The following is a 26,224-nucleotide window of genomic DNA, read 5'->3' as shown; positions in this document are numbered from 1 at the left end:
AATGCCTCATTAAGCATCACTTATTACGAACCTAGTTCCCAAATATTTGACTCCAATATTTTGCGTTAAGTGCATCTTGAGCAGCACGCTTAATAAGTTGCTTATCTCGGCCAGGGATGTCATCAGAAAGAGAATTATTGCTATTCGCAGGGTCTTTGACTTGAACTGTTTCGATATGGTCTTTAATATAAGTAAGCGATGATAAAAATTGACCTTCTAAATCTGTATAAAACCTGCCTTTAGAGCCTTCTATTGTCATCATCTCTAACAAAAATGATTTTTTAAAGGGAACTTGATTTCGTTCTCTCCAAAGCTTCAGAAGTCTTATGGCATCACGGCGACCACTATTTCTAACCGTGTCAATATGAGTTTTAAGGCTCGTTTTCAGAGTCGTCCCAGTGTCAGTACGATAAAGATTAGCTTCTCTATAATCAGCAGCTAAAGCACGACCGGGAACAACATCGATATGAAATCCTCCTTCAAACGGAATTTCCCAGGAAACTGTTTTGGGTTTCACAACATCCCACTCTTTTTTAAGCTGCTTGCCCACTGCTCTATATATACTTTCTACTGTGTAATTTGTGTTTTGAGGCCAATAAATAACAATATCTAGATCATAACGCTCACTAATAATTGTTTTCTTTCCATAGGAACCCCCGTAATAGAAGCGTGGTCTACCTTCGAGTTCTGCTAATACGGCCTCAATCTGGTCACGTAGGTTTCGTAAAACTTCTAGTTCCTGTTCATTCAAACTTTGTTGACTAAGGAGACTTTGTAAATATTCTTGAGTAGTCATATCTTTCCTTCCCCCAAAACTATGCTTGGATGATACATAGGAACACGATTGTGCCTATATTCATAAAGTTGAATTGGAGGACACATAGTTGGATTTATTTGTTGACCAATAGCAACACCGCCAGGAGCAGGGCCAGCATAAAAAAGATGCCACTTACTAGCTTTTGGGTAATGTGAGAAACATTTTTCAAAGATGCCTCTTGCTACTTGGGACAGTTTTTTGAGCTGATCCTGGTGCTTTAGCCAGCCTGTACCGATGCTAGGAACAGTGACGTGTATTTCTGCTAGCAACGGCTCCTTTAACACTTCATGTATAGCTTCTTCAGTAATAGAAACACTCAGGTGAAAGCAGATTGCTATTTCACCAGCAGTAGTTGCTTTGCTGACGTGCAATCCAGTGGTTTCAATATTAATTATTGGTGCAGCTTCATTTGGCCAAGACCATGAATAGTCATCACGATGATATTGGAATAACCTGACACATGGACGATTGGTCAAATAATATCCAACGGCAATGCAAGCAGAAACAGGCGCTAAAGGAAAAATGGCAAGTCTAAAATCAAATGGATCATCAGTCCTTAACAATCTATCGATTTGTTCTATTAAGCGTTTTTGTATACTGGGCCAAGATTCCTTGTCAGGATCTACCTTTATAAGAAGAGGATTACCCGAAGGAAAGTCTGGAAGTAGAGCAGCTATTGTAGGTTCTAAATCAAATGGGTGAGGCCCTTGTAGAAGTATGGTTGCCCATCCTGTAGTACTCTTGCCACGCTCCGGTAAGCTATTTCGCACCCATGCTTCATGAGCATTACGAAGCTGTTTTATTTGTTCAACTGAATTTCTGTTCTTTTGCCCGTCAAGGCGTGCATGACAGTTTTGGCAGAGCAAAATGAGATTGCTATAGTCATCTCGCTCTTTTTTAGCTAAAGTTTTGTTTGCACGGGGGCCTGAGTTACTCGATGCTTCTATATGAGCTATCTCTCCAATAATGACAATGGGATCATGATTAGTAGAGTCAACATATAGCTCAATACGACACTCTGGAACAGCACAACGTCCAGCAGCACGTCCCCACAAGATCTTAAGTGTGCGTGCAGTATAGTTGCGTCCTGATTTTTGGCTCATGGTCACTCCTTGATAGGCGCAAGAGTGATTACCCAACTAACATAATTTCTGATCTTCTCTAAATTTAATGAAGTAGAGAATAATCGCCCTAATGCAAATCTGCATCCCACACCCCGATGTAAATCCGATCGCGATCATCTCGCTGGATGACACCCTTCACCCCATTGCGCTCAAACGAATATTGGTTAGTTTGGCGATCGCGCACTTGGCGTAAGGCTGCTTCAATCTCCTCGCTAGACCTGCCACTTAGCATGCCATTCAGTGCCGTTCGCATCACCAACGGGTCAGCCGATGGCGGAAAAGACGCTTCCGTTTGCCGCACTTGGTTGGAGTCGCGATCGTAGATGTAGCCCAAGTTCACGCCATTGCCCAAGTCATACAAAGCCGAGCGGGTGTTGGGCCAATAGCCTGTTTTTAAGCTAGCGGGTGCTCCTAATAATTGTTCCACTTCACTTTTGGACGCGCCCGTGGGAATTCCGCGCACAGGTTGGTTGGTCGGAATCGTAGAACTGCGATCGCCAGCCTCGTTTTTTGTTGGTTTCTCATCGGGTTGGTCCGATGGTTCCTCAAAACTGATCGGCGGAGAAGGCTCTATGACTGGAGTAGGAGTAACGGTGGGTGAAGGTTCTGGCGGCGGAGGCTCAGCAGGTGTGATGCTAGGTGGAGGTGCAGGAGTAGGCGTGGGTGTAATCGCTGGACTAGGGGATACACTCGAAGTCACCGTGGTTTCTGTCGCGGGTTGACGAGATTTCAATGCTACAGTTCCTAGAGCCACCGCAGCGACAGTTGCGATCGCTACGCTTCCCAGGAGCAGAGGCAAAGGCATACCAGTGCGTGTTGCAGGAATTACAGCATTCGTAGCATTGCCCACTGGTGTTGCTTGAGGTGTTACCTCACGATTTCGAGGAGCGACTGCCACCGTAGCTACCGTCTGGGTTGCTCCTACAGGAGCGACGGGAGTTACAGGTGCCGCTTCTGGAAGCATTGCTAACCACTCATCGACCGTGGCGGGGCGATAGCGCACTTCCACTGCCATCCCACGCATTACGGCCTGGTTTACTGCTGGGCTGAGTTCGGGCCGTACATCTCGCGGTGCAGGCATTTGTTGGCGATCGCGCAAAATGGAAGCGACTGGAATTTGCGCTGTCAGCAAAGCATACAGAGTTGCCGCTAAACCATAAACATCCGTAGCTGGGGTGCGCTTTTCGTTGGAAACATATTGCTCAATCGGCGCATAACCCGACGAAATCATGCTGGTGTGGGTCTGGGTGACCCCAGGAGTAAACTCTCGCGCAATGCCAAAATCAATCAGCACCACTTCTTGAGTGTTTTGGCGCAAAATAATGTTTTGCGGCTTAATGTCTCGGTGCAGCATGCCATTGCGATGCACTACTTTCAGCGCTTCGCTAATCTGCCGCATGTAATGCACAGCGATCGCTTCTGGCAACGGATGATCTGGAAAAACTACCGCTTCTAGAGTGGGGCCTGGGATATAGTCCATCACCATGTAAGAGCGGTCATCTTCAATGAAAAAGTCGCTCAGCCGCACAATATTGGGATGCACACATAACGCCAATCGCCGCGCTTCATCTTGAAACTTAAGCTCAAACTCGGCATAGTTTGGTTGCTGGCGCATCGATTCATTCAGGGTTTTGATCACCACAGGTTGCCCCAAATAGCGATGGATGGCCTTGAAGGTAATGCCAAAGCCACCCCGCCCTAGTTCTTGCTCTAGAGTATATTTGCCACCCTGTAAGGTTTTTCCGAGAAGTGTGTCCATGTCCAGCAGCTAACCGCCAATCGCGCCTTCTCGTTCACTCTAGCTTAGAAACGCTGACCCAGACCGAACTGTAGGCGATCGTCACCTTGGTCATTAATGCCGTAATCAGCCCGGATAATGCCAAGCGGTGATTTGACTCGCACTCCTACTCCATAGCCAAATCCAGTACCCGGTTTCTCCCGCACTGCCCCTGGATCGCCAGGAACCGTGTTGCCAGAGCCTAAGTCGGAGGCGAAATCAGCAAACACGACCCCACTCACAGGCGAAGTTAGAATTGGAATACGGTATTCCGCTGAGGCTAAAACATAGCTGCGTCCTGTGGCAACTTCTCCTTGGCCGTAACCTCGCACTGTATTCGGACCACCTAAATTGAAAGCGCTGTAGGGAGGCAAATCACCAATTGTGGTTCCCCCTTGCAAGTTGAAGGCAAATACTTCTGGCTCTTTCTTGCTGGAGTTAATGATGCGGGTGGGGACGTATTGCGTGTAGTTCGCTTGCAGGCGATTCGAGAGAATATTACCCTGTCCCACAGGAATTGATTGGGCGGTGCTGAGTGTTAGCACCGAACCATCGGTGGGGTTGACTGGGTTATTCCGGCGATCGCGCGTAGCCCCAAACGAAACCGTCGTCAGGTCATCAATGCCCGTGCCACTAAAGGATAGAGGATTACCCAACTCATCCACTGGCGAAATCTTGCCATCGCTATCGCGAATGCTGGTGCGGGTGTAGTTTAGTCCCACCGAACCTTGCCAATCTCCCAGCGGTCTTTGGAGCGTGATACCGCCCCCAAACTTGCCTTCACGAACTTTGTCGCCGTTGGGTAGGCCGATGTCCTCGTTAAAGGTGGAGGAGAGACCCCGTTTGCGGAAGGCATCGACTTGATAGCCAATCTTGTCGGGTTGACTGACTCGGTAAGGGCTCTTGAAGTTGACATCAAACTGCACATCCCGACGACCTACCAGCACATTGCCGCCGACGCTCTGGCCCACACCCCCAATATTTTGGTCTTGGTAGTTGACGGTGCCATAAATGCCGCTATCTTCGCTGTAGCCAGCTCCTACGTTCACCGCTCTCGGTGGACGCTCTGTGAGGTTGTAGGTGACATCTACCTGCCGCGAATCACCGTTTAATGTGATTTCGGCGTTGTCAAACAAACCTAGTTGGTACAGTCGTTGTAAATCTTGGCGAACTACGTCTTCTCGGAAGGTTTGCCCTGGTTGCAACTGAATTTCTCTTCTCAAAAATGATTCCTGGGTTCTACCCTGAATCGTTTTGCCTTCCTCATCGACAGTTTCTCCTTTGTCATTGACAAAGAGGAAGTTGATCTTACCAACCGTTCCTTCAGCCACTTCTACGGTAACAACACCGTTTTGGCTGGGTTCAATGGCAACCACCCGCGCTAATGAGTAGCCATTTTGCTTGTACCAATCGTTAATGTTGCGCCCCCCCTGATCGAGCGCGGCAGGGCTAATTTGATTGCCGAGCTGAGCCGCAAACAATTCTTGAGCGATCGCAGGAGTGAGTACCTTCGCCCCAGTCAATTGCAGCGATCGCACCACCACTGGCGTGACTTGATAGGTGACATCTAAGCCTGTGGCATTGCTGCGGCTACTAACATTGGCATTGGCAAATAACCCACTATTCAAAATACGGCTAACATCGTCTTGCAACTGACTTTGGCTCGTGGTGCCGCCTGGACGAGTGCGGATCACGTTGCGTACCACTTGTTGCAGTTCTTCGTTGACCCCTACGATTTTTACATCGGTCGCAGTCACCACCAAATTCCCATTGGCGTTATTGGTTTTGGGTGGCGTAGTCGTCCGGTTGGGTGTGGCAGCGACTTGCGGAGATGGGGCGATCGCGTTGGGGCGAGCCGTGGTTGTAGGAGTTGGCGCAGTTGTGGTTGGTGCAGGGAAACTAGCAGGCCGAGTCTGAGATTCAACGGGTGCCGTTGGCACTACGACAGCAGGTTGATATTGCTGGTAGTACTGGGCGCTGTCACTCGGTTGGGTTGTGCTTTCTGAAAACTGCTGAGCCACTAAGGTTTCTGGCGGAGCGATCGCTTCGACTGGTGTGGGTGCAGTGGTTTCGGCAGGGACGACAAAATTATTTGCTGTAGGCTGTGGGGCGATGGCTTTCGGTGCCTGACCAGCACTCGCTTGGTGAGTTAAATCCCAGCCTGCCACAGCAGCTAGGGTACAAAGTGCAAGAGTTGGGACACGCATAACAGTCACTTCGTTTGTCAATCTGGGTTTAATTCGTCACAAAAGGCTTTCTCGCCATGCCTACAACATTTGCTTGTAATGAATCGGGTTCAGCGTCAATACTGCCCTCTATTTTGCCTTGCTCTTTGCTTTAACCTTTAAAGGCAACCTGTCAGTTTGTATAAGGTTGCAGAAATACATTAATTGCTTCATGAACTGTTGAAAAACTCAAACAAGTCCTGTGATTTAGCAAGGAGCTAAACCTTCACACCACAAAATTAAGTTTGAATGGCAAATGTTGTCTAGTAACCTGAGCGAGCAGGAGTTGTAGCCGTCAACGTCACCGCATAATATCTGGGTTGCGTTGGCTGCTTTGTTAACTTTGACTGCAACCTAACTCATCAAGTTCCGGGCTGCTGCGATCGCTGTTCAGTTGTTGCTACGGCTGACTTAATCTCGCGATCGCATCAACCTACGTTTTGGTGACTAACTGTTAGTGCCACTGGGAGCGATCGCGATACCTCAAAGGCTTATAGAAACGCGCCTTCCGTCGCTTTAATCGGCGAGCCGCATTGCGCCGCTGAATTGCATCAACGACTGGAATACCCACGAAATAGCTAACTACTGCAAAGGCCAGCCCGACAATCAAACAGCCCATCAAGTAGCCAGTAATAAAGTCCGTGCCTAAGGCAAGAAAGCTATCGAGCGATCGCAAATTTTCTGTTGGCAAATCTTCCCACTCTCGCCCTAACACCGACTGTCCAACATGAAAGTTAAATGCAGTTAACGGTAGAGTCGTCAAAGGATTGCTAAACCAAGTTCCTGCCGCCGCTGCCAATTTACTGCCACGAACAACGGCTGCGCTCACAACTGCGATCGCCATTTGCAACCCGGGTAGCGGAAACATCCCCCAAAAAATCCCTAAGGCGAATCCCCGCGAGATCTGCTCAGGTGTCGCTTGCAACCGGACGAACCTCAGGTAAAGATAACGGAGCCCCCGTTGCCACTGCTTCATGACTTAATGTATTCCTACGTCCCTAAACAAAAATTACACGGGAGTAGATCAATATTCCGTATCTACTTTAGAGATTGTCCTCTCTATTTTAAGTTATGAAAATTTGGCTCCTCTTGGCTCCTTCTCCAGGTGGAAAGCCGATCCCCTGCCCTAAAGCGCTGAAGTTTAGGCGATCGCACCTAATTGCCAGCTCCAATTTCAATATTTATTCGCTGCCAGTAGTTGATTTTCGTTTACCTCTGCTATCATAGTTAAGCCAGATAACAGGCGGATGTGGCGGAATTGGCAGACGCGCTAGATTTAGGTTCTAGTTCCTCACGGAGTGAAGGTTCAAGTCCTTTCATCCGCATTAAAAATTAAATCAAAAGCGATCGCCCGGGTTTTCTAAAAAAAGGAAGCTGGGCGATTTCACTAATAAATGTGGAGGGAGAGCGATCGCTCATACCTTTCAGACACTAAGAGATTTAGGAGTTAGTCAAAATAGTGACGGCAACCAAGGAGACAATGCTAGTAAGTTGCTTTCGCCCTCAAGTAGCCAGTGCCGAATTTACGAATGTATGGTGCCAAGTATCTGGCTCCTCATAATACTCATCCTACGCAATACGAAAGTTTCATATTTTACACGTCACAATTCTCGATGCGAGACGAAGAGACACCAACGACCGACTCAACAACACTCCCCCAACTACACCGTCCACAAACCGCGGGAGGTGCCCGCATAGTGCCTGCATACTATTAAAACCTGAGTCATGGCGGCTGACCCACTTATTATTTTTACGCCAGCCAACGCGATCGCAAAACTCGTACCAGATTTGGTCACCTGGATATTCACCATCCAAGAGACCGCTGCATTCTAGGTAAATCTGCTTCTGCACACTAAAGCCATATTTACCATTGCTGTATTTCACCCAAAGTTGATCAATAGCTTTCAAGTCTTCGCAAGGGAAGTTTAGCAAATCTTCTCGGTCAAACCATTGCCCCTCTTCTTTACCCACCCGAATAATCATCAGACGATAGGTTTCTTGATCAGCTTTTGGCCAAAGCCCATTGGCAAGATAAAGCTCCAGTGTTTGATAGTGTGAGATTTGTAGAAATTGACCGAGGGTCTTGAACTGTAATGCCAAATCATGATCGATGCGTTTTGTGGTTTCTTGATAACAGGCATATGCCAGATCTCTAGCCCCCCGGTTAATTGCTTCCTGAATCAAGCTAGTAGGATTTTTTACTTGGGCAGCATAGAGTAAACAGGTTGGCTTCCACCAGTCATCCCCAAAGTGGTCATACAATATGCTTTCCTGCTGTTGCTGGGCAATCTGGGTGGCGGCTAGATATTCTTGAAAACTCAAATGGGCGAATTCAAACTCCTCCGGTTCCCGCTCGACCAGTAATTCGCTGATTTGCACCACTTGTTCTAAAAACTCTTTGGTATCTGCTGTTTCACCTTGAGCCGAGAGATAGCTAGTTAACTGCCGTAGCAATGTATCGCGATCGATCCGCTCTTGCTTTTGCTCCATCATCTCCAGCGCCAACATTTGCAGGATAGTTTGGGCTTCGCATTGGGTCAGTAGTGTTTCTAACGTTCTAGCACTAGGGCGATCGCGCAACTGCAAGAGGCAAATTTCTCGATATAGTTCGACACGACGCTTCGGCAGATCTGCGCCAGGATAGCGCCGATGAAAAGTAACGATCATATTCAACAACAGTGGATTCTTGGCCAGATCCTTTAGTTCTTGCCGTGCTTCAATCTGCGCTAACAGTTCTGTTGCGGCTTGAGTTGCTGCTTGTCGAACATCTGGAGTATCACGGCCTCCATTGGCATAACGTTCTTGACACAGATACCACCGCTTAACAAAATCTTGACGCTGTTCGGAATTGAAGTTTTGTACCCAGAGCGGAGTGTTGAATTCTAAGCGATCGCCCACTTCTTGCTCGGTGTAAGCCTTAGGCCGAGACGTGAGAATGAATATTGACTTGCCATACTGCCGTATTTGTTCATTAATCCAACGAGCAACTGCTGGACGTTGGGCTTTTGCCACTTCATCAAACCCATCCAGCATGACGATCGCGTCACCTTTCTTGAGGATGTCCTTAACCCAATCAACTGACACTTGTAGATCAGCGGCTCCTGGTAGGCTAGGCACATGATGATTAGCAATCAGTTCTGGCAGACTAGGCGGATCGTCTTGTAATAATAAATCTCGAAATTTCTTTTTCCGCAGCGCTAGGAAAACTGGAACTCGTTTCGTTACTCCGTATCGAGTATGTTGCCGGGTGCCATAGATATAGGCAATATGCTTTAGCAGCGTAGTTTTGCCATAACCACCCCAAGCTAAAATTACGATTTGACGAAAAGTAGGCTGTTTTGAGGCTCTAATCAAGAAATCCCAAATGCCTAGATCGCCTTCAGTTGTGATTTCTGTTGGTAACGATCGAAATCCTGGCAGGCTAGCACCAGCAGCTACCTCCAGCGGCACAAATACTTCTTCTAATAACGGAATAAAAATGCCTTGATGTTGGGCAACTCCTTCCGATCGCAGTGCTTGGCAATCTAACGCCTGACATTCCAAATATCGGTCTTCAATTGTGCGTCGAGCTGGCTCAGCCAAACCGCGATCGATCGCCGCATCGATTGCTTTACCTGCTTTCTCTAACCGTCGCTGGTTACCCTCATGCACAGGCTGAAGCATTTTGGCTGCGTAGGAAATTCCTAGGCCAATCACCGCGGAAGCGATCGCCTTAGGTACGTCGCTATCTTTGAACAGTGACCAAAATGCTCCAATCCCTCCCCCTGCGACTCCTCCAGTCATCACCACTTTGAGAACTAGATCGGCAATTTTTTCATTTAGAGGAGCTTGTTCTGTAGCCTTATCTTTCGGTTCTGGGGCCTCTGTCATACCAAGAGCAGTGCAGGATTTCCCTTATTCTGGCTCACTTCCCAAAGCAAAATTCTGCTTAATGCCATAGCTTTATAGATGTGATCGCTTTCCTGGAGTAGAAGTGGAGGGTTTTGAGCTAGGTGACGGAGCTAAGCTGAGTTTCTGATGTCCACCTAACGCGATTAGCCAAACCACCACAACTACCCAGTGGACAAAAGCGATCGTCCATAAAGAGCCTGTTACCGCATAGACCACTGTACAAGTGACTCCTAACAAACCTGTTAAAGCCAGAAAAATGGGGTTTAGAAAAGTAATTGCACCAGCCTTATACAGAGTCTTGCCGTTTAGCGGGTGATAGAGGATGAACAGCAGTAGACTCAGTACTGCCCAACCACCCCAGATATACCAGGCCACTCCCACCGTGGGATGCGGCAGTAGTAACACTCGGAAGCCTAATTCCTCTAATAGCGCTGGCGTGAGTAATGCTCTTAATGCCAACAAACAATAGCTGAGCCAGTTGGCAGGCCAAAGGTTGATTTGTAAAAAACCAGAGGCAAAGCCTAGAGGTAAAGCGATCGCTCCATACAGGAATAGCAGCCCTACTGTGATGATCCAGCCTCGTAGATCAGAAGGATTCAGAGCACTCAAAACCCGATTGAGCAAAATAGAAGCGATCGGAGCTTTCGCGACTGGAACGGTCAACTGGCCTAACAACGCAGTCGGTGCAACGGGGACAATATCCGGGTTCCAACCACCAACTTGATTCGTGCGAAGAAACCAGAGCTGTGCCCCATGTTGTAAAAACAAGTTAGCCAATTCATCTTGAGCTTGTCGGGGAATCATGGTTCGCCAACTGGTCAACCCTGCTAACGGGTCGCGGCTACTCGTAAAGTCTGGTTGAGAATTGGTGCCCGCTAAAACGGTTGCGTTTTGTTGCCAGTCCGATCGCAAAATTCCGAGTGGAATCAGCCGCTGTTCGAGATCCTTGGCTAAGGATACGAGCTGCTGAAACCGTAGGGTTTGCTCATCCTTAGGATGGGCGGCTAGCCAACTTTGAATTACTGGTGTGGAGCTGACTTGCTGCTTGATGTGCAGAATTGTGGCATAGAGAGCTTGGTTAGAGTCTTGCACACAAGAGGTTGCAGGCGTTACGGTAGCGCTCCCTGTCCCATCTCCCACTCGATACCGCGCCATCATTACCTGTAACTGTTGCTGAAATTCTCTTAGGGGCGAGAGCGTGATGCCACCGAAGCCATAGTCGCGTAGCACTGGGTCAAATTTCACCAGGACATCTGAAACAGGCCGAGTTCCCAACCAGCCCCACTGTAAGTTCCCCATGTAATTAGGCCAGGTTGTGGTGCCCGAAATAATGGCATTGGGATTGTGGGCGTAAACCTGCTGATACTGGACATCAAACTGTAACTCTTGGGTCAGCGGCTCACGAACTACTTCAGCTAGCCCATAGGAAAAGTGGCCCGTGACGGTATAACCCAAGGCTGCTTCTGCTTTTCTGCCACCAATACCGCCGAAGGTATGTAAAACGATCGCGCGATCGCCTAGCTTCCACTTGAAAGGTCTTGCTTTAGCCTTCGTGACGGTTGAGCCAGGTTTAACTAAAACTTTCCGAACAGTGCCTTTCTGCGTTTCCACCTTCTGCCAGTTTTGCTGGTTGATGTAAGTGAGTCCTGCTGGATGACCTAAGACGACTCGATCGGACTGCAACTGTACCAGCGATCGCGGCTGAATCGCTTGCACCACAAAAACTCCCTCAGCACTTTTAGCCCCATAAATGTACCAGCCTGCTTTTCCAGCGGGGGAAGTTTCGATATGGCGGGGAGTTGAGGGCGCAATGCCGCTACGTCCAGCAAGTTGTTGTGGGATGCGAACTGTTTCTAGAACTCCATCAAATTTTTTAGAAGCTGGATTGTAGTGTTGGACGCGAAAAAACTCATGAGCGCAGGTGGGTGATTTTTGGCAGAGGCTGGGTGCTACTTGCTTAGCTGCCTGGTCATCTACGCCTAAAATTTTCACCAACCCGTACAAGCGTCCTGTGGCTAAAACAGGTTCTTGACTAATCTGGAGAATGCTGGGAGAGTCACTTGCTGGGACCACGGTGACATCCTTGAGCGTGACGATGACATCATCATTGGGTCTAGCTCCAGCCAAAGACTGCAACGGCCCTACATCTTTATGACCATTAAGGCGATCGGGATGAATATTGCCTTGCTGTTTACTGGTCTCAGTCCTAGCCGTAAAGCTAACATTCTGCGTGACGGCTCGCACATAAGCTTGGACTTCTAGCTGGGGACTCCATTCCAACCGGACAACTTTCCTAACTAAGCTTTGCGCCTCACTGGGTGCGTGTTGCACTTCTAGCCAAACCCAATCTGAAGCTGAGGCATTATTTGCTTGATCAAGCGACTGCTGATCATCTGGTAACTTTGGGTCAGACAAGCCTTGACTCGGTAAGATCAGCCGACCCACCCACTCTCCTACGGGTTGATAGAGAGCGGTTGGCGGCTTTTGGCTCGGAGGATAAAACTGGGGTTGATTGAAGCTTAACTGTGAGTGAATGGCGTAGTCAGTTGCCTGGATCGCTGGCTTGGGTTTAGGCACAAGTAACAAGCAGGCGATCGCGGCCAATGCTGCCAACAAAACAAAAACACCTAAACGGTATTTCCCGCTCTGGTATAACTTTTGTTTGATGCTTCGTAGAGCCATTTTTGTGCAGCCATAATGTTGTGCTTTGGTAGTGGCTCCTGGAAAAGCACTTGGGAAAGCACTTTAGTTCAAGCATTGTTCCCATCTTCCGACCATTCACCGCTAAATTTCATCGCCCATACCGATTATTTAAAGAATCAGCTAAGGCGTTTTCCTGCCACAACTCACAAAATTCTGCTCAATGCCATAGCCCTATTGATGCGATCGCTTTCCTAGGTTAGAAGCGAAGCGTTTTGAGTTGCGCTAAGTTGAAACAGCACTTCAACCGAGATAACTCGTAGAGTTACACGCAACTCGGCTCCAGCAGCTGAGTCATAGCGCTATTCATAAGTTTTATAGAGATGTAGACAAAGCAATAGGTGAGGGATGGAACATTGAGCAAAGCAACTTTAGACCAACAAGCAGCACCCCAAGTGGCCAAGTCAGTACTCGAAAAACAGGCATGGGAAGCCCTAGAACAATCCATTATTTATTATCAAGACCGTCCTGTCGGCACAGTAGCGGCCCGCGATCCAGAATTAACAGCCCTTAACTACGACCAGTGCTTTATTCGTGACTTTGTTTCTTCCGCCCTCGTCTTCCTGATCAGAGGCAGAACCGACATTGTTCGCAACTTCCTAGAAGAAACCCTCAAGCTGCAACCTAAGAAACGCCAGTTTGACTGCTCCAAGCCAGGCCGTGGCTTGATGCCAGCTAGCTTCAAGGTTGAGTCGTCTCACGGGCACGAACGGCTCAAGGCAGATTTTGGGGAACATGCGATCGCGAGAGTTGCACCCGTTGACTCCTGCCTCTGGTGGCTAATTTTGCTCCGGGCTTACTTCAAAGCCACTCACGACGAAGAATTAATTAACCGGGATGACTTCCAGCAAGGGATTCGGCTGATTGTCGAGCTTTGCCTGGTGGCGCGGTTCGATATGTACCCCACCCTGTTGGTTCCCGACGGCGCTTGCATGATTGACCGTCGGATGGGGCTTTATGGTCACCCGCTAGAAATTCAATCTCTGTTTTACGCCGCGTTGCGTTCTGCTCAAGAGTTGTTGCTGCCCACCAAGCACAATCGCTATTTCGTCGATGCTGTCAATTCTCGCTTAGAGCCAGTCACGAAGCACATCCGCGAAAACTATTGGCTCGATACCCACCGTCTCAACGTCATCTACCGCTACAAAGTGGAAGAGTACGGCGAGCAAGCCCTCAACCAGTTCAATATTTATTCTGATTCCATTCCGTTTTATCAACTCACTGAGTGGCTGCCTCCAGAAGGCGGCTACTTAGCGGGTAACTTAGGGCCATCCCAAATTGACTGCCGTTTCTTTGCCGTGGGCAACCTGATGGCTGTGCTGTCTAGCCTGTCGAGTAAGGAGCAGTCCCAAGGAATTTTGCAACTGATTGAGTCTCGCTGGGAAGACCTAGTGGGTGACATGCCAATGAAGCTTTGTTACCCGGCGCTGGAGGACCAAGGCTGGAAAATTCTGACTGGTTGTGACCCCAAGAATCGCCCTTGGTCTTATCACAATGGTGGTAGTTGGCCCGTTTTACTTTGGATGCTGGCAGCAGCAGCCCAGAAAGCAGGTCGGCCAGAAATTGGTAAGCAAGCCCTCAAAATTGCTGAGCGCCGCTTGGTTGAAGATGAGTGGCCCGAATACTACGACGGCAAAAATGGACGCCTAGTGGGTAAGGAAGCCAGACGGTACCAAACATGGACGATTGCGGGTTATTTACTAGCCAAAGAGCTAATTCAGAAACCCAGCAACCTCTCCCTTATTTGCTTTGAGGACTTGGGGATCATCTAAAAATGTCCATAAAAAAGAGGGGCCTGAATTCAGAACCCCTCTTTTTGGCTGTTTAGAGTCTTTGACCTAAAGTTGCTTCACTTCTGAAACCAACTTGTCTACTACTTCTTTGGCACCGCCAAACATCATCATCGTTTTGTCTTTGTAGAACAAATCGTTGTCAACTCCTGCGAAGCCTGCGCTCATGCCCCGCTTAATCACGATGGTGTGTAGTGCCTTGTCTACTTCTAGAATCGGCATCCCATAGATCGGGCTGCTAGCGTTGTCCCGGGCGGCTGGATTCACCACATCATTGGCCCCAATTACCAGGGCTACATCTGTGCGATCGAGGTCTGGGTTAATGTCTTCCATGTCGCAGAGCTGGGGGTAAGGCACATTCGCTTCTGCTAGCAACACGTTCATGTGACCAGGCATGCGGCCTGCTACTGGATGGATGGCGTATTTCACGCTCACATTCAGTCTCTCCAGCTGGTCAGCTAGTTCTCGGACCGAGTGTTGAGCTTGGGCGACTGCCATGCCGTATCCTGGCACAATTACCACCGAGCGAGCATAGCCCAACATCATCGCACCTTCTTCGGGGTCGATGGAGTGAACTACCTTGTCACCCTGAGTTCCTTCAGTTGCTGTTGCAGCGGCACCACTGCCAAAAGCGCTGAACAATACATTGGTGATCGATCGGTTCATCGCCTTACACATGATCTGCGTCAGGATGATTCCGGAAGCACCGACTAAAGCACCCGCGATGATCAGCATGTTGTTGCCTAGGATGAACCCTGCCGCACTAGCCGCCAAGCCAGAGTAAGAGTTCAGAAGCGAAATCACGACTGGCGTGTCTGCTCCACCAATTGGGATCACGAATAGAACACCCAAGAGTAAGGAAATGCCAACTAATCCTAGAAAAATAGGAACGTTGTGAGGTTCAACTATTAGGTAGGCACTGCCAGTCAAAAAGATCAGCAAGAGAGAAAGGTTAAAAGGCTGTTGCAACTGGAAAGTAATCGGGGCACCGGGCATAATACCTTGCAACTTAGCAAAAGCCACCAAACTGCCTGTGAGCGTCACCCCTCCAATTAACACCCCTAAAATCGTGGTGATTGTGGCTTCCAGGGGCACTGCGGCGGCGGTGCCCAGTAGCCGCCAAAACTCAGCCACTGCGACTAGAGCCGAGGCCGCACCACCCAACCCGTTGAGTAAACCTACCATCTGAGGCATTTCAGTCATGGCGACTCTCTGAGCCGCGATCGCTCCAATTACAGAACCAGCAGCAATGCCCAACAAAATCATTTCGTAGTTGAGCACATTGCGATCAAGCAAGGTAACGACGACAGCGATTAACATCCCAACCGCCGCAATCGTGTTGCCTTGCCGAGCTGTAGCGGGTGAGCCTAAACGCTTCAGACCAATAATGAATAGAGAAGAGGCAATTAAGTAGCTTAGTTCAATACCAGTAGGACCAAAGATGCTCATGCCTTCACCTCTTTTTTCTTAAACATTTGCAGCATCCGGTCTGTAACTAGAAAGCCACCGACGACGTTGATGGTTGCGAGCACGATGGCGATCAAGCCCAAAATGACGCTGAGATTGGAGTCTCTGGGGCCAGCTACTAGCAAGGCACCAATCACAGCAATACCTGAGATGGCATTAGAGCCAGACATCAGTGGTGTGTGAAGTGTGGGTGGCACTTTGTTGATCACTTCCACCCCGATAAAAGAGGCAAGGACAAAAACGACGAGTCCGGCAATTAATCCTGCTGCCATTGCTTTAGTGGCTCCTTTCCATTACTTGTTCGTTGTTTGCGGCCAAAGCATCTTTAATCCGTTGGTTGCGAATTTCTCCCGCATGGGTAATGCAAGCCGCATCAATAATGTCATCAGCAAAGTTCAGATTCAGTGCTTGGTCTTTTACCAAATACTGCACCAAGGTCAAAACGTTCTTGGCATACATTTGGCTAGCATGGATTGGCACTGAGGAAGGGAGGTTGATGGGGCCAATTACAGTCACACCATTGACCAGTACGTCCTTTCCTGGCTTCGTACAGGCACAGTTGCCGCCTTGCTCCGCTGCTAAATCGACGATCACCGAGCCTGGTTTCATTTGAGCTACCATTTCTTCAGTGACAAGCAGAGGTGCTTTTCTGCCAGGAACCTGAGCCGTGGTAATCACAGCATCAGCGGTCTTGACATGCTCAGCTACTACTTCGCGCGATCGCTGTTTAGCGGCCTCAGAAATTTCCTTGGCGTATCCACCCGCTGCCACGGTATCTTCTTCGATTGGCACCTCGATAAATTTCGCGCCCAAGCTTTGCACTTCTTCCTTGACCGCAGGACGAATATCAAACGCTTCTACTACAGCACCGAGGCGGCGAGCAGTAGCGATCGCTTGCAGACCCGCCACCCCAGCCCCCATGATGAATACTTTGGCAGGTGGAATCGTTCCTGCTGCTGTCGTCAACATCGGGAAGTATTTAGGCATTGCTGCCGCAGCAATTAGCACAGCTTTATAACCCGCAACGCTGGCTTGAGACGACAAAGCATCCATACTTTGCGCTCGCGTGGTGCGTGGAATCATCTCCATACTGAAAGCAGTAATCTTGCGCTCTGCCAAACGCTGAGCCAAAGTTGGAGTGCCTAAGGGATCGAGGAAACCAATTACCACTTGGCCTTCGTGCAGCAAATCGGCTTCATGCTGCCCATCTCCTCGCTCTTGGAGGGGCGACACTTTCAGCAGCACGTCAGCTTCTCCCCAGAGAGTAGCTGTATCGCTCACAATTTTGGCTCCGGCGGCTTCGTAGGTAGCATCCGAGAAACAGGCTCGTTCCCCAGCGCCCGCTTCTACCAAGACTTCTATTCCCTGCTTCACTAAACGAGCCACCGTATCTGGGATCAGGGCAACCCGACGCTCACCGACTTCACTTTCTTTAGCAACTGCTATTTTCATGAACTCTCCTTCGTAATCAATATCAGTGACTCGTCACTCTTTGAAGTGGCAATTAATGTAGTGAAATTTCGACTGCTACCTGGCTTCAGCCCTGAGCTGAGCCTCGATTTATTAAAAGGTAATTGTGAAACTCAAGCAGTAAAAACTCCTACCCATCAGTTCATTGCCAGCAAAGCAAAAACAAAAAGAGGGCGATCGCTTACTTTTGCTGGTAAAACACACATCAGCTACTCTTCACATCTGCTTTACTGCTGATACTAACGACAATAAGGCTCTGTCAGCTTTTTCAGCACAGCACCTAGCCTGTTTAGTAAAGGCTAGCCGGATCTATTACTAAGTGGCTGAGAAGCTTTTTTCAGGCTGAGCCTTGTCGTCATGGCAGCAAATCTTTAGGTTTCAAAACCTCAAACAGCAGACTCGTCAACTTAGTTTTGGGTTAAGAGCGACATTTCTACCATAACTAATGTCAAACTTTAACCTCCGAGTGTGATGCTGGTTTCAATAGCACTCCTGCTATTATTTTCCCTTTCAAGCCAGCGATCGCACGTTGTCGAAAGACAAGCTCTACTTCATCTTGGCTAACTCGGCCATACTGTCCTGAGCAGTGATAACGGATGCGGTTAGCTTGTAAATTTACTTGACTTAGAACAAACAATTCAAGAAATTCCCAGGTAAGCGTAGAGGTGTATTTCGCATAGTATGTTGATCCCCAAAATCAGATTGGTATCTTTAACTTGTTTTAATAGATTTCAATATTTAAAGACACAACTTTGAAGACATTATTAGTAAAACCAGGCTCTCTAAATCCTGAGAGCAAATTAATTGCTTCTGAGAGTCGTCCTGCTTTGATTAGGTAGTGCAGTAACCTAAAACCTGAGCAACTAGATATAAAGCTGTGTTAGTGATGTTTTCCAGTGGATGCGCCTAGGCTTGGGTTAATGGCACTTTTTCCCTTGGCTCGGCGTCACTCAGCCCAGTTGGAACTTCATCAATCCTGGTAAAGTCAATATTGATGAAGTTTTGCAACTGAATCACTCAACCCTATTGTCCACGCACAAAGCTTATGTTCTCTAAGAAATTGATGGCACGAGGCGCTTTCTCAAGTCTTGCGATCGCAGGTTGCTTATTGGGTTCAATTCCTGCTGTCACATTAGCTCAAAGCCTACCTGGATTGACGATTTTTAGCGGCGTGAAGCCCGAATATCGGCTCAGCTACCGCTTAGACTTTGGGGGGCATACCAACGCTTGGGATCGCTATCGACTCCGAGTTCCAGCTAAGAAAATGAAATTAGCAGTAGCCCAATTTAGCATTACTTACCCTAACTACTACAAAGGTAAGTTCGATCCAAAAGACATGGAGATTCGGGTCAAAGGTAAGAGTGTTCCCCTCCAAGAAGTTAATTGGAATAAAGAGAACCGAGTCATTGAGCTGATTCCCGAAGAACCCATTCCCGCCAACAGCGCTGTTGAGTTAGTCTTCTCCAACGTCAAAAACCCTTCCAACCCTGGCATCTTTTACTTCAACTGTCAGATTTTATCTCCCGGCGATGTGCCTCTACTGCGTTACTTGGGTACTTGGGAAATGAGCATCGGCTAATCGAGCCAAATTCAGTGATACGATGGTAGACTGTGGCTTTTTTACGCTTATCGATTAGCACGTTTGGAGCAACTTGAACTATGACTCAGCGGACTTTGGGTGGTACCTCTCGCAAAAGAAAAAGAACTTCCGGATTCCGGGCCCGCATGCGTACTAAGAATGGCCAACGAGTCATCAAGGCCCGCAGACAAAAAGGCCGTCAACGTCTTGCAGTCTAGGCAGTACTTATTGCAATCAACGGAGTGGCTCGAAGACTGAAGTGTCCCTGCCCCAGTCAAATCGGCTTAAACGGCGACAAGACTTTAGTGCCGTTTATCAAGGTGGAATTCGTCGCTCGACGGCGAACATAACCTTACGAGCCTTAAACAAACAAGGTCATCTCAACCATTCCAGCCACTCTCCAGCGCTACCAACTCAGATTGGTATTTCTGTTAGTCAAAAAGTCAGTAAACGTGCTGTAGTCCGCAATCGCTTGAAGCGACAAATTCGGGCTGCTCTGCGACAGTTTTTGCCCCAGCTACCTCTGGGCTGGCAGCTAGTAGTTGTGGTGCGTCCCCCCGCTGTTCAGTGCGATTATCATCAAGTTCTGCGAGAATTAGAGCAGTTGTTGGTAGATGCCGAGGTTTTAAGGTAATGGCGATTAACGAGGAAGCATACTATGAGGGCGGTCCTCACATTGGCGATCTGATCATTAACCTTTTGCTGGGATTTACTATTATTTGTATCCCCCTGAGCGTTGGTGCTATTGTTCGCGCCCTGTGGGTTCGTTATCGCATTACCAATCGTCGCATTTCTGTCACTGGTGGTTGGATGGGGCGCGATCGCTCCGATATCATCTACTCCGAAATTGCCAAGATCGTCACTGTACCTCGTGGATTGGGTGCTTGGGGTGATATGGTCATCACCTTAAAAGATGGCAGCCGTCTAGAGCTGCGATCGGTACCTAACTTTAGAGAGGTCTACGACTACATCAATGACAAGCTCTCCACAAGGGCTCAGCAAGCAAGCGGTGCAGTGGGCGCTAAATCCTAACTCCCTGAATGCAGCGATAGAGAGCGACAGAGTGGCTTCCTCAGCATTCAGTAACTAAGTTAGCGATCGCCAAGACTTGCTACCTTCAGCCCTTTAAGGGCTTTATTTATGTCAATGCCTCTCCAGGCTGAATTAATATTAGATAGATTAGATTAGAACATTCAGAGCACGTAGGTTGACTTAGAGCGAATGGACTTCGGTGTAGGATTTCTCTCCAACAATGTCATGCTGCCAATCCTGGACTTTTTCTACGGGATTGTGCCTAGTTACGGTCTAGCCATCGTGGCTCTGACACTAGTAATTCGCTTTGCCCTTTATCCTCTCAGCGCTGGCTCAATCCGGAGTATGCGTCGGATGCGCGTCACCCAACCCGTTATGCAGAAGCGGGTCAAGGAAATTCAAGAGCGTCACAAAGACGATCCTGCTAAGCAGCAGGAGGAAATGAGCAAAATTTACAAAGAGTTTGGCAATCCGCTGGCAGGCTGCTTTCCTGTTTTGCTACAAATGCCGGTGCTATTTGCCCTCTTTGCAACGCTGCGTGGTTCACCGTTCTCAGATGCTAACTACAGCGTCAATCTGCAAATCCTACCTCAGGAGCAGATTACCCAGGTTCAGCCTCAAGCGTTTGCAACTTCTCCCCAGAACATCTTTATCGCTGACAAGGTCCACGCACCTGTTGTTGCCCTCTTGCCAGGTGGTAACCGGTTAGCCGTTGGAGAAAAAACCAAAATTGAGTTTCAAACCGTAGATGGCAAGCCTCTAGGTACGCTATTAGAAGAGCATCCTGAAACCAAAATCCAACCTAGCTGGAAAATCACCAAAGGCGAAGATCGAGTTCGCATTGATGAGAGTGGCAACTTAGAAGCCCTCCAGCCAGGAGAAGTGAGCGTTCAGGGTGTCGTCCCAGGCTTGGCAGCAGACAAAGGATTTCTGTTCATTGATGCCTTAGGTCGAGTTGGAGCCTTTGATGACGATGGCACGATCCATTGGGACATCGTTGGCATGGTGCTCTTCTTTGGTATCAGCTTGTACATCAACCAAATCTTGTCGGGTCAAGGACCTAATTCCAATCCCCAACAGGCAACGGTCAACAAGATTACGCCAATTATCTTCTCTGGGATGTTCTTGTTCTTCCCGCTTCCAGCTGGTGTCTTGATGTACATGCTGCTAGCTAACATCTTCCAAACCTTCCAAACCTTTATTCTGTCACGGGAGCCTCTACCCGAAAACTTGCAGAAGATTGTGGATGAAGAGGCCAAAACCTCTGGTGGTAGTGGTACAGACAGAGAAGCCCTTCCTTTTGAACCAGGACGGGCTAAGAAAAAGGCCTAACTGGAGCAGTCGGCATATTTACTTTCCGGAGGACGGTCATCGCGTGCAACAAGGTCGAGAGTGGCTTCAGGAATTATTGAGCTTGGTGGATCTACCAGCAGATGTGCAAGTCGCTGAGCAAGCGGCCCATGACCCCACCTCAACACAGTCTGGTACTGAAGCAACCCTAGAAGATAGGGCTAGCTATTGGCTGACCATTGATGAAACAGGCCTGACTCCGGAACAAATTCAACAACTGACGGGGCCTAATGGGGCCGTCTTGGACGCGCTCCAATATCTTGCCAATACCATACTCAACCTAGGCCAAGCTGAGGATCAGCAAAAAGCCTACACGATTGAGTTGGCAGGATATCGCGCCCGCCGTCAAGCTGAGCTGCAATCTTTGGCAGAGCAGGCAGCGGACCAAGTTCGCCAGACGGGTCAAGAGGTGGAGATGAAAGCGCTCTCTTCAGCCGAGCGACGGCAGATTCACACTTTCCTAAAGGTGTATCCTGACTTGGAAACCTATAGTCGAGGCCGAGAACCTGATCGGCGCTTAGTGGTGAAGCAGACGCAGACAGAACCTAGCTAACTGAGCTGTCTAATCTACCATCGCAGCTAAATTCAAAGCTATAAATTGCTAGGGTAGAGTAACATCTCAACTTTTTGACTGGCACAGAATCTGTATGGACGCCATTTACATCCCTCAGTTAACGAGGGCTCCTGAGCAGACAGAAGTTCTTGAGTTTAAAGAGTTTCTTCCCGATCTGGAAACTTTGACCCCTGTTCAGGGACAGCTAAAGGTCACTCATCGCGGCAATTATTTAGAAGTTTCAGTGCAGGCCGAAACCATTATTACTTTGGCTTGTCATCGTTGCTTGCAAAACTATAATCATCGGTTGGCTGTGGATGCTTCCGAGCTTATCTGGTTGGATGAGTCGGCTGGTGATGCAGATGCAATTATTCTAGACCGCGAAGTGGGGCTAGAAGATTTAGTAGAAAGCTTATCGCCTCAAGGCAACTTCGATGCTGCTAAATGGCTCTACGAACAGCTATGTTTGGCAATTCCTCAGCGCCAGCTATGTGACCCGGCTTGTACCGGCATTAAGTTATCTGACTCACTTTCTTCTTTAGGAACAGATAGTCGTTGGGCTTCTTTGGAGGCCTTGAGAAAACAGCTACCTTCTTGATGCCACTGTTCTGAGTTGGATAGTTTTATGAACTTTAGCAATGAGTTCGAGCTACTGCTACGAGCTCGCTACCCCTTGATCTATATTCCCACCCGTGAAGAAGAGCGGGTAGAAGCAGCGATCGCGCAGTCTGCTAAGCACCAAGGCAATCGTGCAGTTTACATCTGGGATTTTGTCGATGGTTACCAAGGCAACGCTAATGATGCAGGCTTCGGTAAGCGCAATCCTCTACAAGCCCTAGAATTTGTCGAAAAACTACCTGCAACTGCTCCTGCTATCTTCATCTTGCGTGACTTTCATCGCTTTGTCGAAGATGTTTCTGTTTCGCGTAAACTGCGGAATTTGGCTCGATTGCTCAAATCTCAGCCTAAGAATGTCGTTCTCGTTGCTTCGCAAATCACCATTCCAGATGAGCTGAGCGAGGTTATCACTGTTTTAGAGTTTCCATTGCCTGCTCCTGAGGATATCCAGGTTGAGATTGAGCGTCTGCTGGTAGCAACAGGCCAATCTCTGGAAGGTCGAACGCTAGATGATTTGGTGCGCTCTTGTCAAGGTCTCTCTATTGAACGAATTCGGCGGGTGTTGGCTCGAGCGATCGCCACACATCGTGAACTGCAACCAGACGATGTGGATTTGATTTTAGAAGAGAAACGGCAGACCATCCGCCAGACGCAAATCTTAGATTTTTACCCTGTTACTGAAAGAATTTCAGACATTGGTGGTTTAGATAACCTCAAAGATTGGTTATTGAGACGGGGGGGTGCTTTTTCTGAGCGAGCCCGACAGTATGGCTTGCCGCATCCTAGAGGTATGCTACTGGCTGGAATTCAGGGAACTGGTAAGTCCTTAACCGCTAAAGCGATCGCCCACCACTGGCATTTGCCCTTACTGAGACTAGATGTAGGACGACTATTTGCTGGTTTGGTGGGTGAATCAGAATCTCGAACTCGGCAAATGATTCAGCTGGCTGAAGCGCTAGCTCCCTGTGTGCTGTGGATTGACGAAATTGACAAAGCTTTTTCAGGATTTGACAGTAAAGGAGACGCTGGGACGACTAGCCGCGTCTTCGGTACTTTCATTACCTGGCTAGCAGAAAAGTCTTCTCCTGTTTTTGTGGTCGCAACTGCCAATAATGTCCAGGCGTTGCCACCTGAAATGTTGCGTAAGGGCCGATTTGACGAAATCTTCTTCGTCGGCTTGCCCAGTCAAGAAGAACGTCGAGCTATTTTCTCGGTGCATTTGTCTCGTTTAAGATTTCACAATCTAAAGAGTTACGACTTGGAGCGCCTCGCCTATGAAACTCCTGACTTCTCAGGCGCAGAGATTGAGCAAACCATCATAGAGGCAATGCATATCGGGTTTAGCCAAAATCGGGACTTTACGACTGACGATATTCTGGAGGCGGCTAGTCAAATGGTTCCTTTGGCTCAAACAGCACGGGAGCAAATTCAATTTCTTCAGGATTGGGCGGCGGCTGGCAAAGCGCGTCTAGCTTCTCGGCATGGTGGCTTAAGTAGCCGGGTCTCTCGCTCCATACAGTCTCCTGACTAAAGCGAACTTGTATTTTAGGATTTGTCGGAATTCCTCATCCAAATCCAGATAAATTCGGGAGCAGCAATGTAGAATACAGTCTGATTTGGTTTTAGCCATGAAGTGGTCTGGCCTGATAAACCTAATAAAATTTCTGCTAGGTTTTGCGCTGGCGATCGCCCTCTTGGGACTAGGAGGAGTGGTGGCTGCTCGGTATCTTGTCACTAAACTCACTGCTCCTCCCCCCAGACCAGCGTTTGCTAATGACAAGCCGCTCACTAATAAAGCCGCTACAGTTTCTAAGCCTGCTGCTGGAAATGCTCAATCTTCTCAGGTGTCCAGCACTGCCTCAGCTCCAGTTTTGGAACCAGGGGCTTATCAAGCTCGTGTCGTGCAACCGATTGGCTTAATTTTGCGAGATGGCCCTGGCCGCGATTCCAACCAGATTGGTGGTATCGAATTTAACAGCCGAGTTGTGGTGCTAGAGGAAAGCTCTGATAAGCAATGGCAACGAGTTCGCCTGGAAAACAGCGATCGCGCGGGCTGGGTAAAAGCAGGTAACACAGAGCGCTCGAATTAAGTTATGTAGCAACTGTAAAATCCCTGTAAAAATACTGAACACCAGTAACCAAATCGCATAAGATATTGGAAAAGTTTCTCAGACCTAGAGCCTGAGAACTTTGGATTTTGCTCAGCTTTTCAGTGCATCGCGGGAAAATTATGGAAAACCTCGCTTATCTTCACCTTGTCTCAAGCTACGAAGCACCTCCAAGGGTTGAGTTATTTCCCGCTGACAAGACCTTAGAACTGTTCAGCGATCTAAATTGGGCAAAACTTTCGAGTGGGTTTTTAATCCGGTTGCTGACTGTGATTGCTGGTTTGACAGCGCTCACCCTAGCTGACCACGTGTTAGCGTTGCCGCTACAACGTGAAGACGAAGGCCCCGAAGTAGAAGTGTTGCAAAGATGTCTGGTCGATCAAAACTACTTGGACACCAGCACATTTGGTTATTTTGGGTCTAAAACTGAAGCAGCAGTTGTGCAATTTCAGCAAGACAGCGGCTTAACAGCGGATGGTGTGGTTGGTTCTACAACAGCTAGAGCCCTGAATTGTGCTCAACTCAACTCAAGTTCAGTTTCAGCCACTTCCTACTACAGCAGCGAACCGAGCAATTTTGGTTCAGAGTTCTACAATAGCGCTGTTGATCAGGCAACTGTGTCCTTAGGCGATCGCGGTGCTACCGTTGAAGATTTGCAAAGACGTCTAAACACCTTAGGCTACTATTTTGAGCCGATAGATGGGGTCTTTGGTCCAGCTACTGAGCGAGCCGTAATTCAATTTCAGCGCGATCGTAATTTAACGGGGGATGGTGTGGTTGGTTCTGGTACTTGGGCTAGCTTGGGTAGCTCCTCTAGTTTTGATACGGCTCGTAGCCCTAACTCAGGCCTTGGCCAAGGTGGTTACCTTGGGGAGAATGCGCGTCCTGCCGAAAAGTTTAGTGTTTTAGAGTTGCAGCGACGACTCAAGGCTAGAGGCTTTTATCCTGGTGCCTTAGATGGCAGTATGGGACCTACGACCCAAAGAGCGATCGCGGCAGCCCAGCGGTTTTATGGAGTGAGCGATCGCGATGTCCGGAACGGGCGCTTCTAGCGCTTGCCCCGATGCGCAAGTTTAGTAACCTTAACCTAGCTCTGCTTTTAAGCAGGCATTAGTGAACGCTGACAGGTTGGGCAGATCGCATGAATCGACAACTGGCAATCCAGCAAATGATAGCCCTCTTTCTGAGCGGTTTTTGTGCCAATTTTTAGGATCGAGTCACTCTTAAACTCAATCGTCTTATTGCAACGTACGCAAATCAGATGGTGATGGTAATAAGGGTAAGGCTGATTGATTTCATAATGCTTGTGGCCTTCTGCTAACTCTAGCTCACGCAGAATTCCCATCCGAGCCATTAACTTCAGAGTTCGGTAGATGGTAGATAGGCTAATCCGTTCTCCATCTGTTTGTAGTTCGTTATATAGATCTTCGGCACTCAGATGATTCCCTTTGGGAAGATTCTGAAATACCTGCAAGATTGTCTCTCGTTGGGGTGTAAGCCGCCAGCCTCGCTCGTTGAGTTCAGCCTTTAGTGAAGACGTTGTGTAGAGAGACATAAGTAAACTTCCCAATAAAGTCTCTTTATTGAGAATGATACACAATCAACAAGGTGATTATCAAGAGAATCACCTTGTTGACAATAATATTTAATTAGGTAGCTAGTACGAACCTACCACTATTTAGAACCTAATCGAAAACCTAAGGAGCAATTGGCGAACAAAAGT

22 protein-coding genes and 1 tRNA gene are annotated in these 26,224 nt (G+C 48.4%); 12 read left to right on the top strand and 11 right to left on the bottom strand.

The annotated features are described in order from the left end of the window. Positions 1-31 precede the first annotated feature (31 nt). The 5 genes from H6F68_RS14775 to H6F68_RS14755 form a co-directional block, all read right to left on the bottom strand. A complete protein-coding gene (locus tag H6F68_RS14775; RefSeq protein ID WP_190560043.1) occupies positions 32-796 on the bottom strand; it encodes a nucleotidyltransferase in 765 nt (254 codons plus the stop codon). Then, on the bottom strand, positions 793-1,920 hold the full coding sequence (locus tag H6F68_RS14770; RefSeq protein WP_190560041.1) for an SAVED domain-containing protein: 1,128 nt from the start codon (positions 1,918-1,920) through the stop codon (positions 793-795). The genes H6F68_RS14775 and H6F68_RS14770 overlap by 4 nt, the downstream gene beginning before the upstream one ends. Positions 1,921-2,008: 88 nt before the next feature. After that, positions 2,009-3,700, bottom strand: a complete 1,692-nt coding sequence (locus H6F68_RS14765) for a serine/threonine-protein kinase (protein WP_190560039.1) — start codon at positions 3,698-3,700, stop codon at positions 2,009-2,011. A gap of 44 nt (positions 3,701-3,744) precedes the next feature. Beyond that, positions 3,745-5,925, bottom strand: coding sequence for a BamA/TamA family outer membrane protein (locus tag H6F68_RS14760; RefSeq protein ID WP_190560037.1), 2,181 nt, complete (start codon positions 5,923-5,925; stop codon positions 3,745-3,747). A 472-nt stretch (positions 5,926-6,397) separates the two neighbouring features. Then, a complete protein-coding gene (locus tag H6F68_RS14755) occupies positions 6,398-6,919 on the bottom strand; it encodes a DUF2062 domain-containing protein (protein ID WP_190560035.1) in 522 nt (173 codons plus the stop codon). A gap of 267 nt (positions 6,920-7,186) precedes the next feature. On the opposite strand from H6F68_RS14755, the gene H6F68_RS14750 reads away from it, so the two are divergent. Continuing rightward, positions 7,187-7,268, top strand: a tRNA-Leu gene (locus H6F68_RS14750). 262 nt (positions 7,269-7,530) lie between these two features. Here the strand turns inward: H6F68_RS14750 and H6F68_RS14745 are convergent. Further along, entirely contained in the window at positions 7,531-9,813 is a 2,283-nt protein-coding gene (locus tag H6F68_RS14745) for a GUN4 domain-containing protein (RefSeq protein WP_190560033.1), read from the bottom strand. A 72-nt stretch (positions 9,814-9,885) separates the two neighbouring features. After that, a complete protein-coding gene (locus H6F68_RS14740; RefSeq protein WP_190560031.1) occupies positions 9,886-12,516 on the bottom strand; it encodes a type II CAAX prenyl endopeptidase Rce1 family protein in 2,631 nt (876 codons plus the stop codon). A gap of 374 nt (positions 12,517-12,890) precedes the next feature. Between H6F68_RS14740 and H6F68_RS14735 the strand changes: the two genes are divergently transcribed. Then, on the top strand, positions 12,891-14,306 hold the full coding sequence (locus H6F68_RS14735; RefSeq protein WP_199300084.1) for a glycoside hydrolase 100 family protein: 1,416 nt from the start codon (positions 12,891-12,893) through the stop codon (positions 14,304-14,306). Between the two features lie 66 nt (positions 14,307-14,372). Here H6F68_RS14735 and H6F68_RS14730 read toward each other — a convergent pair whose 3' ends face one another. The 3 genes from H6F68_RS14730 to H6F68_RS14720 are packed head-to-tail and all read right to left on the bottom strand — an operon-like array spanning position 14,373 to position 17,243. Next, positions 14,373-15,773 carry an NAD(P)(+) transhydrogenase (Re/Si-specific) subunit beta gene (locus tag H6F68_RS14730; protein WP_190560029.1) on the bottom strand — a complete coding sequence of 467 codons (1,401 nt, stop codon included), beginning with the start codon at positions 15,771-15,773 and terminating at the stop codon, positions 14,373-14,375. Further along, positions 15,770-16,063 carry an NAD(P) transhydrogenase subunit alpha gene (locus H6F68_RS14725; RefSeq protein ID WP_190433308.1) on the bottom strand — a complete coding sequence of 98 codons (294 nt, stop codon included), beginning with the start codon at positions 16,061-16,063 and terminating at the stop codon, positions 15,770-15,772. Before H6F68_RS14725 ends, H6F68_RS14730 begins: the two co-directional genes overlap by 4 nt. Before the next feature lie 4 nt (positions 16,064-16,067). Next, entirely contained in the window at positions 16,068-17,243 is a 1,176-nt protein-coding gene (locus tag H6F68_RS14720; RefSeq protein ID WP_190560027.1) for a Re/Si-specific NAD(P)(+) transhydrogenase subunit alpha, read from the bottom strand. A 1,063-nt stretch (positions 17,244-18,306) separates the two neighbouring features. On the opposite strand from H6F68_RS14720, the gene H6F68_RS14715 reads away from it, so the two are divergent. From H6F68_RS14715 to H6F68_RS14670, 10 genes are all read left to right on the top strand, one after another. Next, on the top strand, positions 18,307-18,840 hold the full coding sequence (locus tag H6F68_RS14715; protein WP_190560025.1) for a DUF2808 domain-containing protein: 534 nt from the start codon (positions 18,307-18,309) through the stop codon (positions 18,838-18,840). 80 nt (positions 18,841-18,920) lie between these two features. After that, a complete protein-coding gene (gene rpmH, locus H6F68_RS14710) occupies positions 18,921-19,058 on the top strand; it encodes a 50S ribosomal protein L34 (protein WP_190433302.1) in 138 nt (45 codons plus the stop codon). Between the two features lie 41 nt (positions 19,059-19,099). Then, a complete protein-coding gene (gene rnpA / locus H6F68_RS14705) occupies positions 19,100-19,474 on the top strand; it encodes a ribonuclease P protein component (RefSeq protein ID WP_190433300.1) in 375 nt (124 codons plus the stop codon). Next, entirely contained in the window at positions 19,474-19,872 is a 399-nt protein-coding gene (locus H6F68_RS14700) for a PH domain-containing protein (protein ID WP_190553641.1), read from the top strand. The genes rnpA and H6F68_RS14700 overlap by 1 nt, the downstream gene beginning before the upstream one ends. A gap of 189 nt (positions 19,873-20,061) precedes the next feature. Then, positions 20,062-21,204, top strand: coding sequence for a membrane protein insertase YidC (yidC, locus tag H6F68_RS14695; RefSeq protein WP_190553640.1), 1,143 nt, complete (start codon positions 20,062-20,064; stop codon positions 21,202-21,204). A gap of 43 nt (positions 21,205-21,247) precedes the next feature. After that, positions 21,248-21,775, top strand: a complete 528-nt coding sequence (locus H6F68_RS14690; RefSeq protein ID WP_313930135.1) for a R3H domain-containing nucleic acid-binding protein — start codon at positions 21,248-21,250, stop codon at positions 21,773-21,775. A 94-nt stretch (positions 21,776-21,869) separates the two neighbouring features. Beyond that, positions 21,870-22,373 (top strand): DUF177 domain-containing protein, encoded by a 504-nt coding sequence (locus tag H6F68_RS14685; protein ID WP_190560023.1) that lies wholly within the window; start codon positions 21,870-21,872, stop codon positions 22,371-22,373. Between the two features lie 27 nt (positions 22,374-22,400). Beyond that, positions 22,401-23,924, top strand: a complete 1,524-nt coding sequence (locus H6F68_RS14680; protein ID WP_190560021.1) for an AAA family ATPase — start codon at positions 22,401-22,403, stop codon at positions 23,922-23,924. A gap of 97 nt (positions 23,925-24,021) precedes the next feature. After that, complete coding sequence (locus H6F68_RS14675; RefSeq protein WP_190553637.1) at positions 24,022-24,483, top strand: SH3 domain-containing protein; 462 nt, start codon at positions 24,022-24,024, stop codon at positions 24,481-24,483. Between the two features lie 140 nt (positions 24,484-24,623). Beyond that, a complete protein-coding gene (locus H6F68_RS14670) occupies positions 24,624-25,553 on the top strand; it encodes a peptidoglycan-binding protein (protein WP_190560019.1) in 930 nt (309 codons plus the stop codon). Between the two features lie 47 nt (positions 25,554-25,600). Here the strand turns inward: H6F68_RS14670 and H6F68_RS14665 are convergent, their stop codons facing one another. Then, complete coding sequence (locus tag H6F68_RS14665) at positions 25,601-26,056, bottom strand: Fur family transcriptional regulator (RefSeq protein ID WP_190433285.1); 456 nt, start codon at positions 26,054-26,056, stop codon at positions 25,601-25,603. Positions 26,057-26,224: the final 168 nt, after the last annotated feature.

Source organism: Trichocoleus sp. FACHB-262 (genome assembly GCF_014696035.1).
Taxonomy (GTDB): domain Bacteria; phylum Cyanobacteriota; class Cyanobacteriia; order FACHB-46; family FACHB-46; genus Trichocoleus.
This window is presented reverse-complemented; position numbering and strand designations above follow the sequence as displayed.

What these genes read in the sequence shown, in the direction of transcription:
- H6F68_RS14775 (WP_190560043.1), bottom strand. Translation starts at nt 796, where the DNA reads ATGACTACTCAAGAATATTTACAAAGTCTCCTTAGTCAACAAAGTTTG.
- H6F68_RS14770 (WP_190560041.1), bottom strand. Translation starts at nt 1,920, where the DNA reads ATGAGCCAAAAATCAGGACGCAACTATACTGCACGCACACTTAAGATC.
- H6F68_RS14765 (WP_190560039.1), bottom strand. Translation starts at nt 3,700, where the DNA reads ATGGACACACTTCTCGGAAAAACCTTACAGGGTGGCAAATATACTCTA.
- H6F68_RS14760 (WP_190560037.1), bottom strand. Translation starts at nt 5,925, where the DNA reads ATGCGTGTCCCAACTCTTGCACTTTGTACCCTAGCTGCTGTGGCAGGC.
- H6F68_RS14755 (WP_190560035.1), bottom strand. Translation starts at nt 6,919, where the DNA reads ATGAAGCAGTGGCAACGGGGGCTCCGTTATCTTTACCTGAGGTTCGTC.
- H6F68_RS14745 (WP_190560033.1), bottom strand. Translation starts at nt 9,813, where the DNA reads ATGACAGAGGCCCCAGAACCGAAAGATAAGGCTACAGAACAAGCTCCT.
- H6F68_RS14740 (WP_190560031.1), bottom strand. Translation starts at nt 12,516, where the DNA reads ATGGCTCTACGAAGCATCAAACAAAAGTTATACCAGAGCGGGAAATAC.
- H6F68_RS14730 (WP_190560029.1), bottom strand. Translation starts at nt 15,773, where the DNA reads ATGAGCATCTTTGGTCCTACTGGTATTGAACTAAGCTACTTAATTGCC.
- H6F68_RS14725 (WP_190433308.1), bottom strand. Translation starts at nt 16,063, where the DNA reads ATGGCAGCAGGATTAATTGCCGGACTCGTCGTTTTTGTCCTTGCCTCT.
- H6F68_RS14720 (WP_190560027.1), bottom strand. Translation starts at nt 17,243, where the DNA reads ATGAAAATAGCAGTTGCTAAAGAAAGTGAAGTCGGTGAGCGTCGGGTT.
- H6F68_RS14715 (WP_190560025.1), top strand. Translation starts at nt 18,307, where the DNA reads ATGTTCTCTAAGAAATTGATGGCACGAGGCGCTTTCTCAAGTCTTGCG.
- rpmH (WP_190433302.1), top strand. Translation starts at nt 18,921, where the DNA reads ATGACTCAGCGGACTTTGGGTGGTACCTCTCGCAAAAGAAAAAGAACT.
- H6F68_RS14700 (WP_190553641.1), top strand. Translation starts at nt 19,474, where the DNA reads ATGGCGATTAACGAGGAAGCATACTATGAGGGCGGTCCTCACATTGGC.
- yidC (WP_190553640.1), top strand. Translation starts at nt 20,062, where the DNA reads ATGGACTTCGGTGTAGGATTTCTCTCCAACAATGTCATGCTGCCAATC.
- H6F68_RS14685 (WP_190560023.1), top strand. Translation starts at nt 21,870, where the DNA reads ATGGACGCCATTTACATCCCTCAGTTAACGAGGGCTCCTGAGCAGACA.
- H6F68_RS14680 (WP_190560021.1), top strand. Translation starts at nt 22,401, where the DNA reads ATGAACTTTAGCAATGAGTTCGAGCTACTGCTACGAGCTCGCTACCCC.
- H6F68_RS14675 (WP_190553637.1), top strand. Translation starts at nt 24,022, where the DNA reads ATGAAGTGGTCTGGCCTGATAAACCTAATAAAATTTCTGCTAGGTTTT.
- H6F68_RS14670 (WP_190560019.1), top strand. Translation starts at nt 24,624, where the DNA reads ATGGAAAACCTCGCTTATCTTCACCTTGTCTCAAGCTACGAAGCACCT.
- H6F68_RS14665 (WP_190433285.1), bottom strand. Translation starts at nt 26,056, where the DNA reads ATGTCTCTCTACACAACGTCTTCACTAAAGGCTGAACTCAACGAGCGA.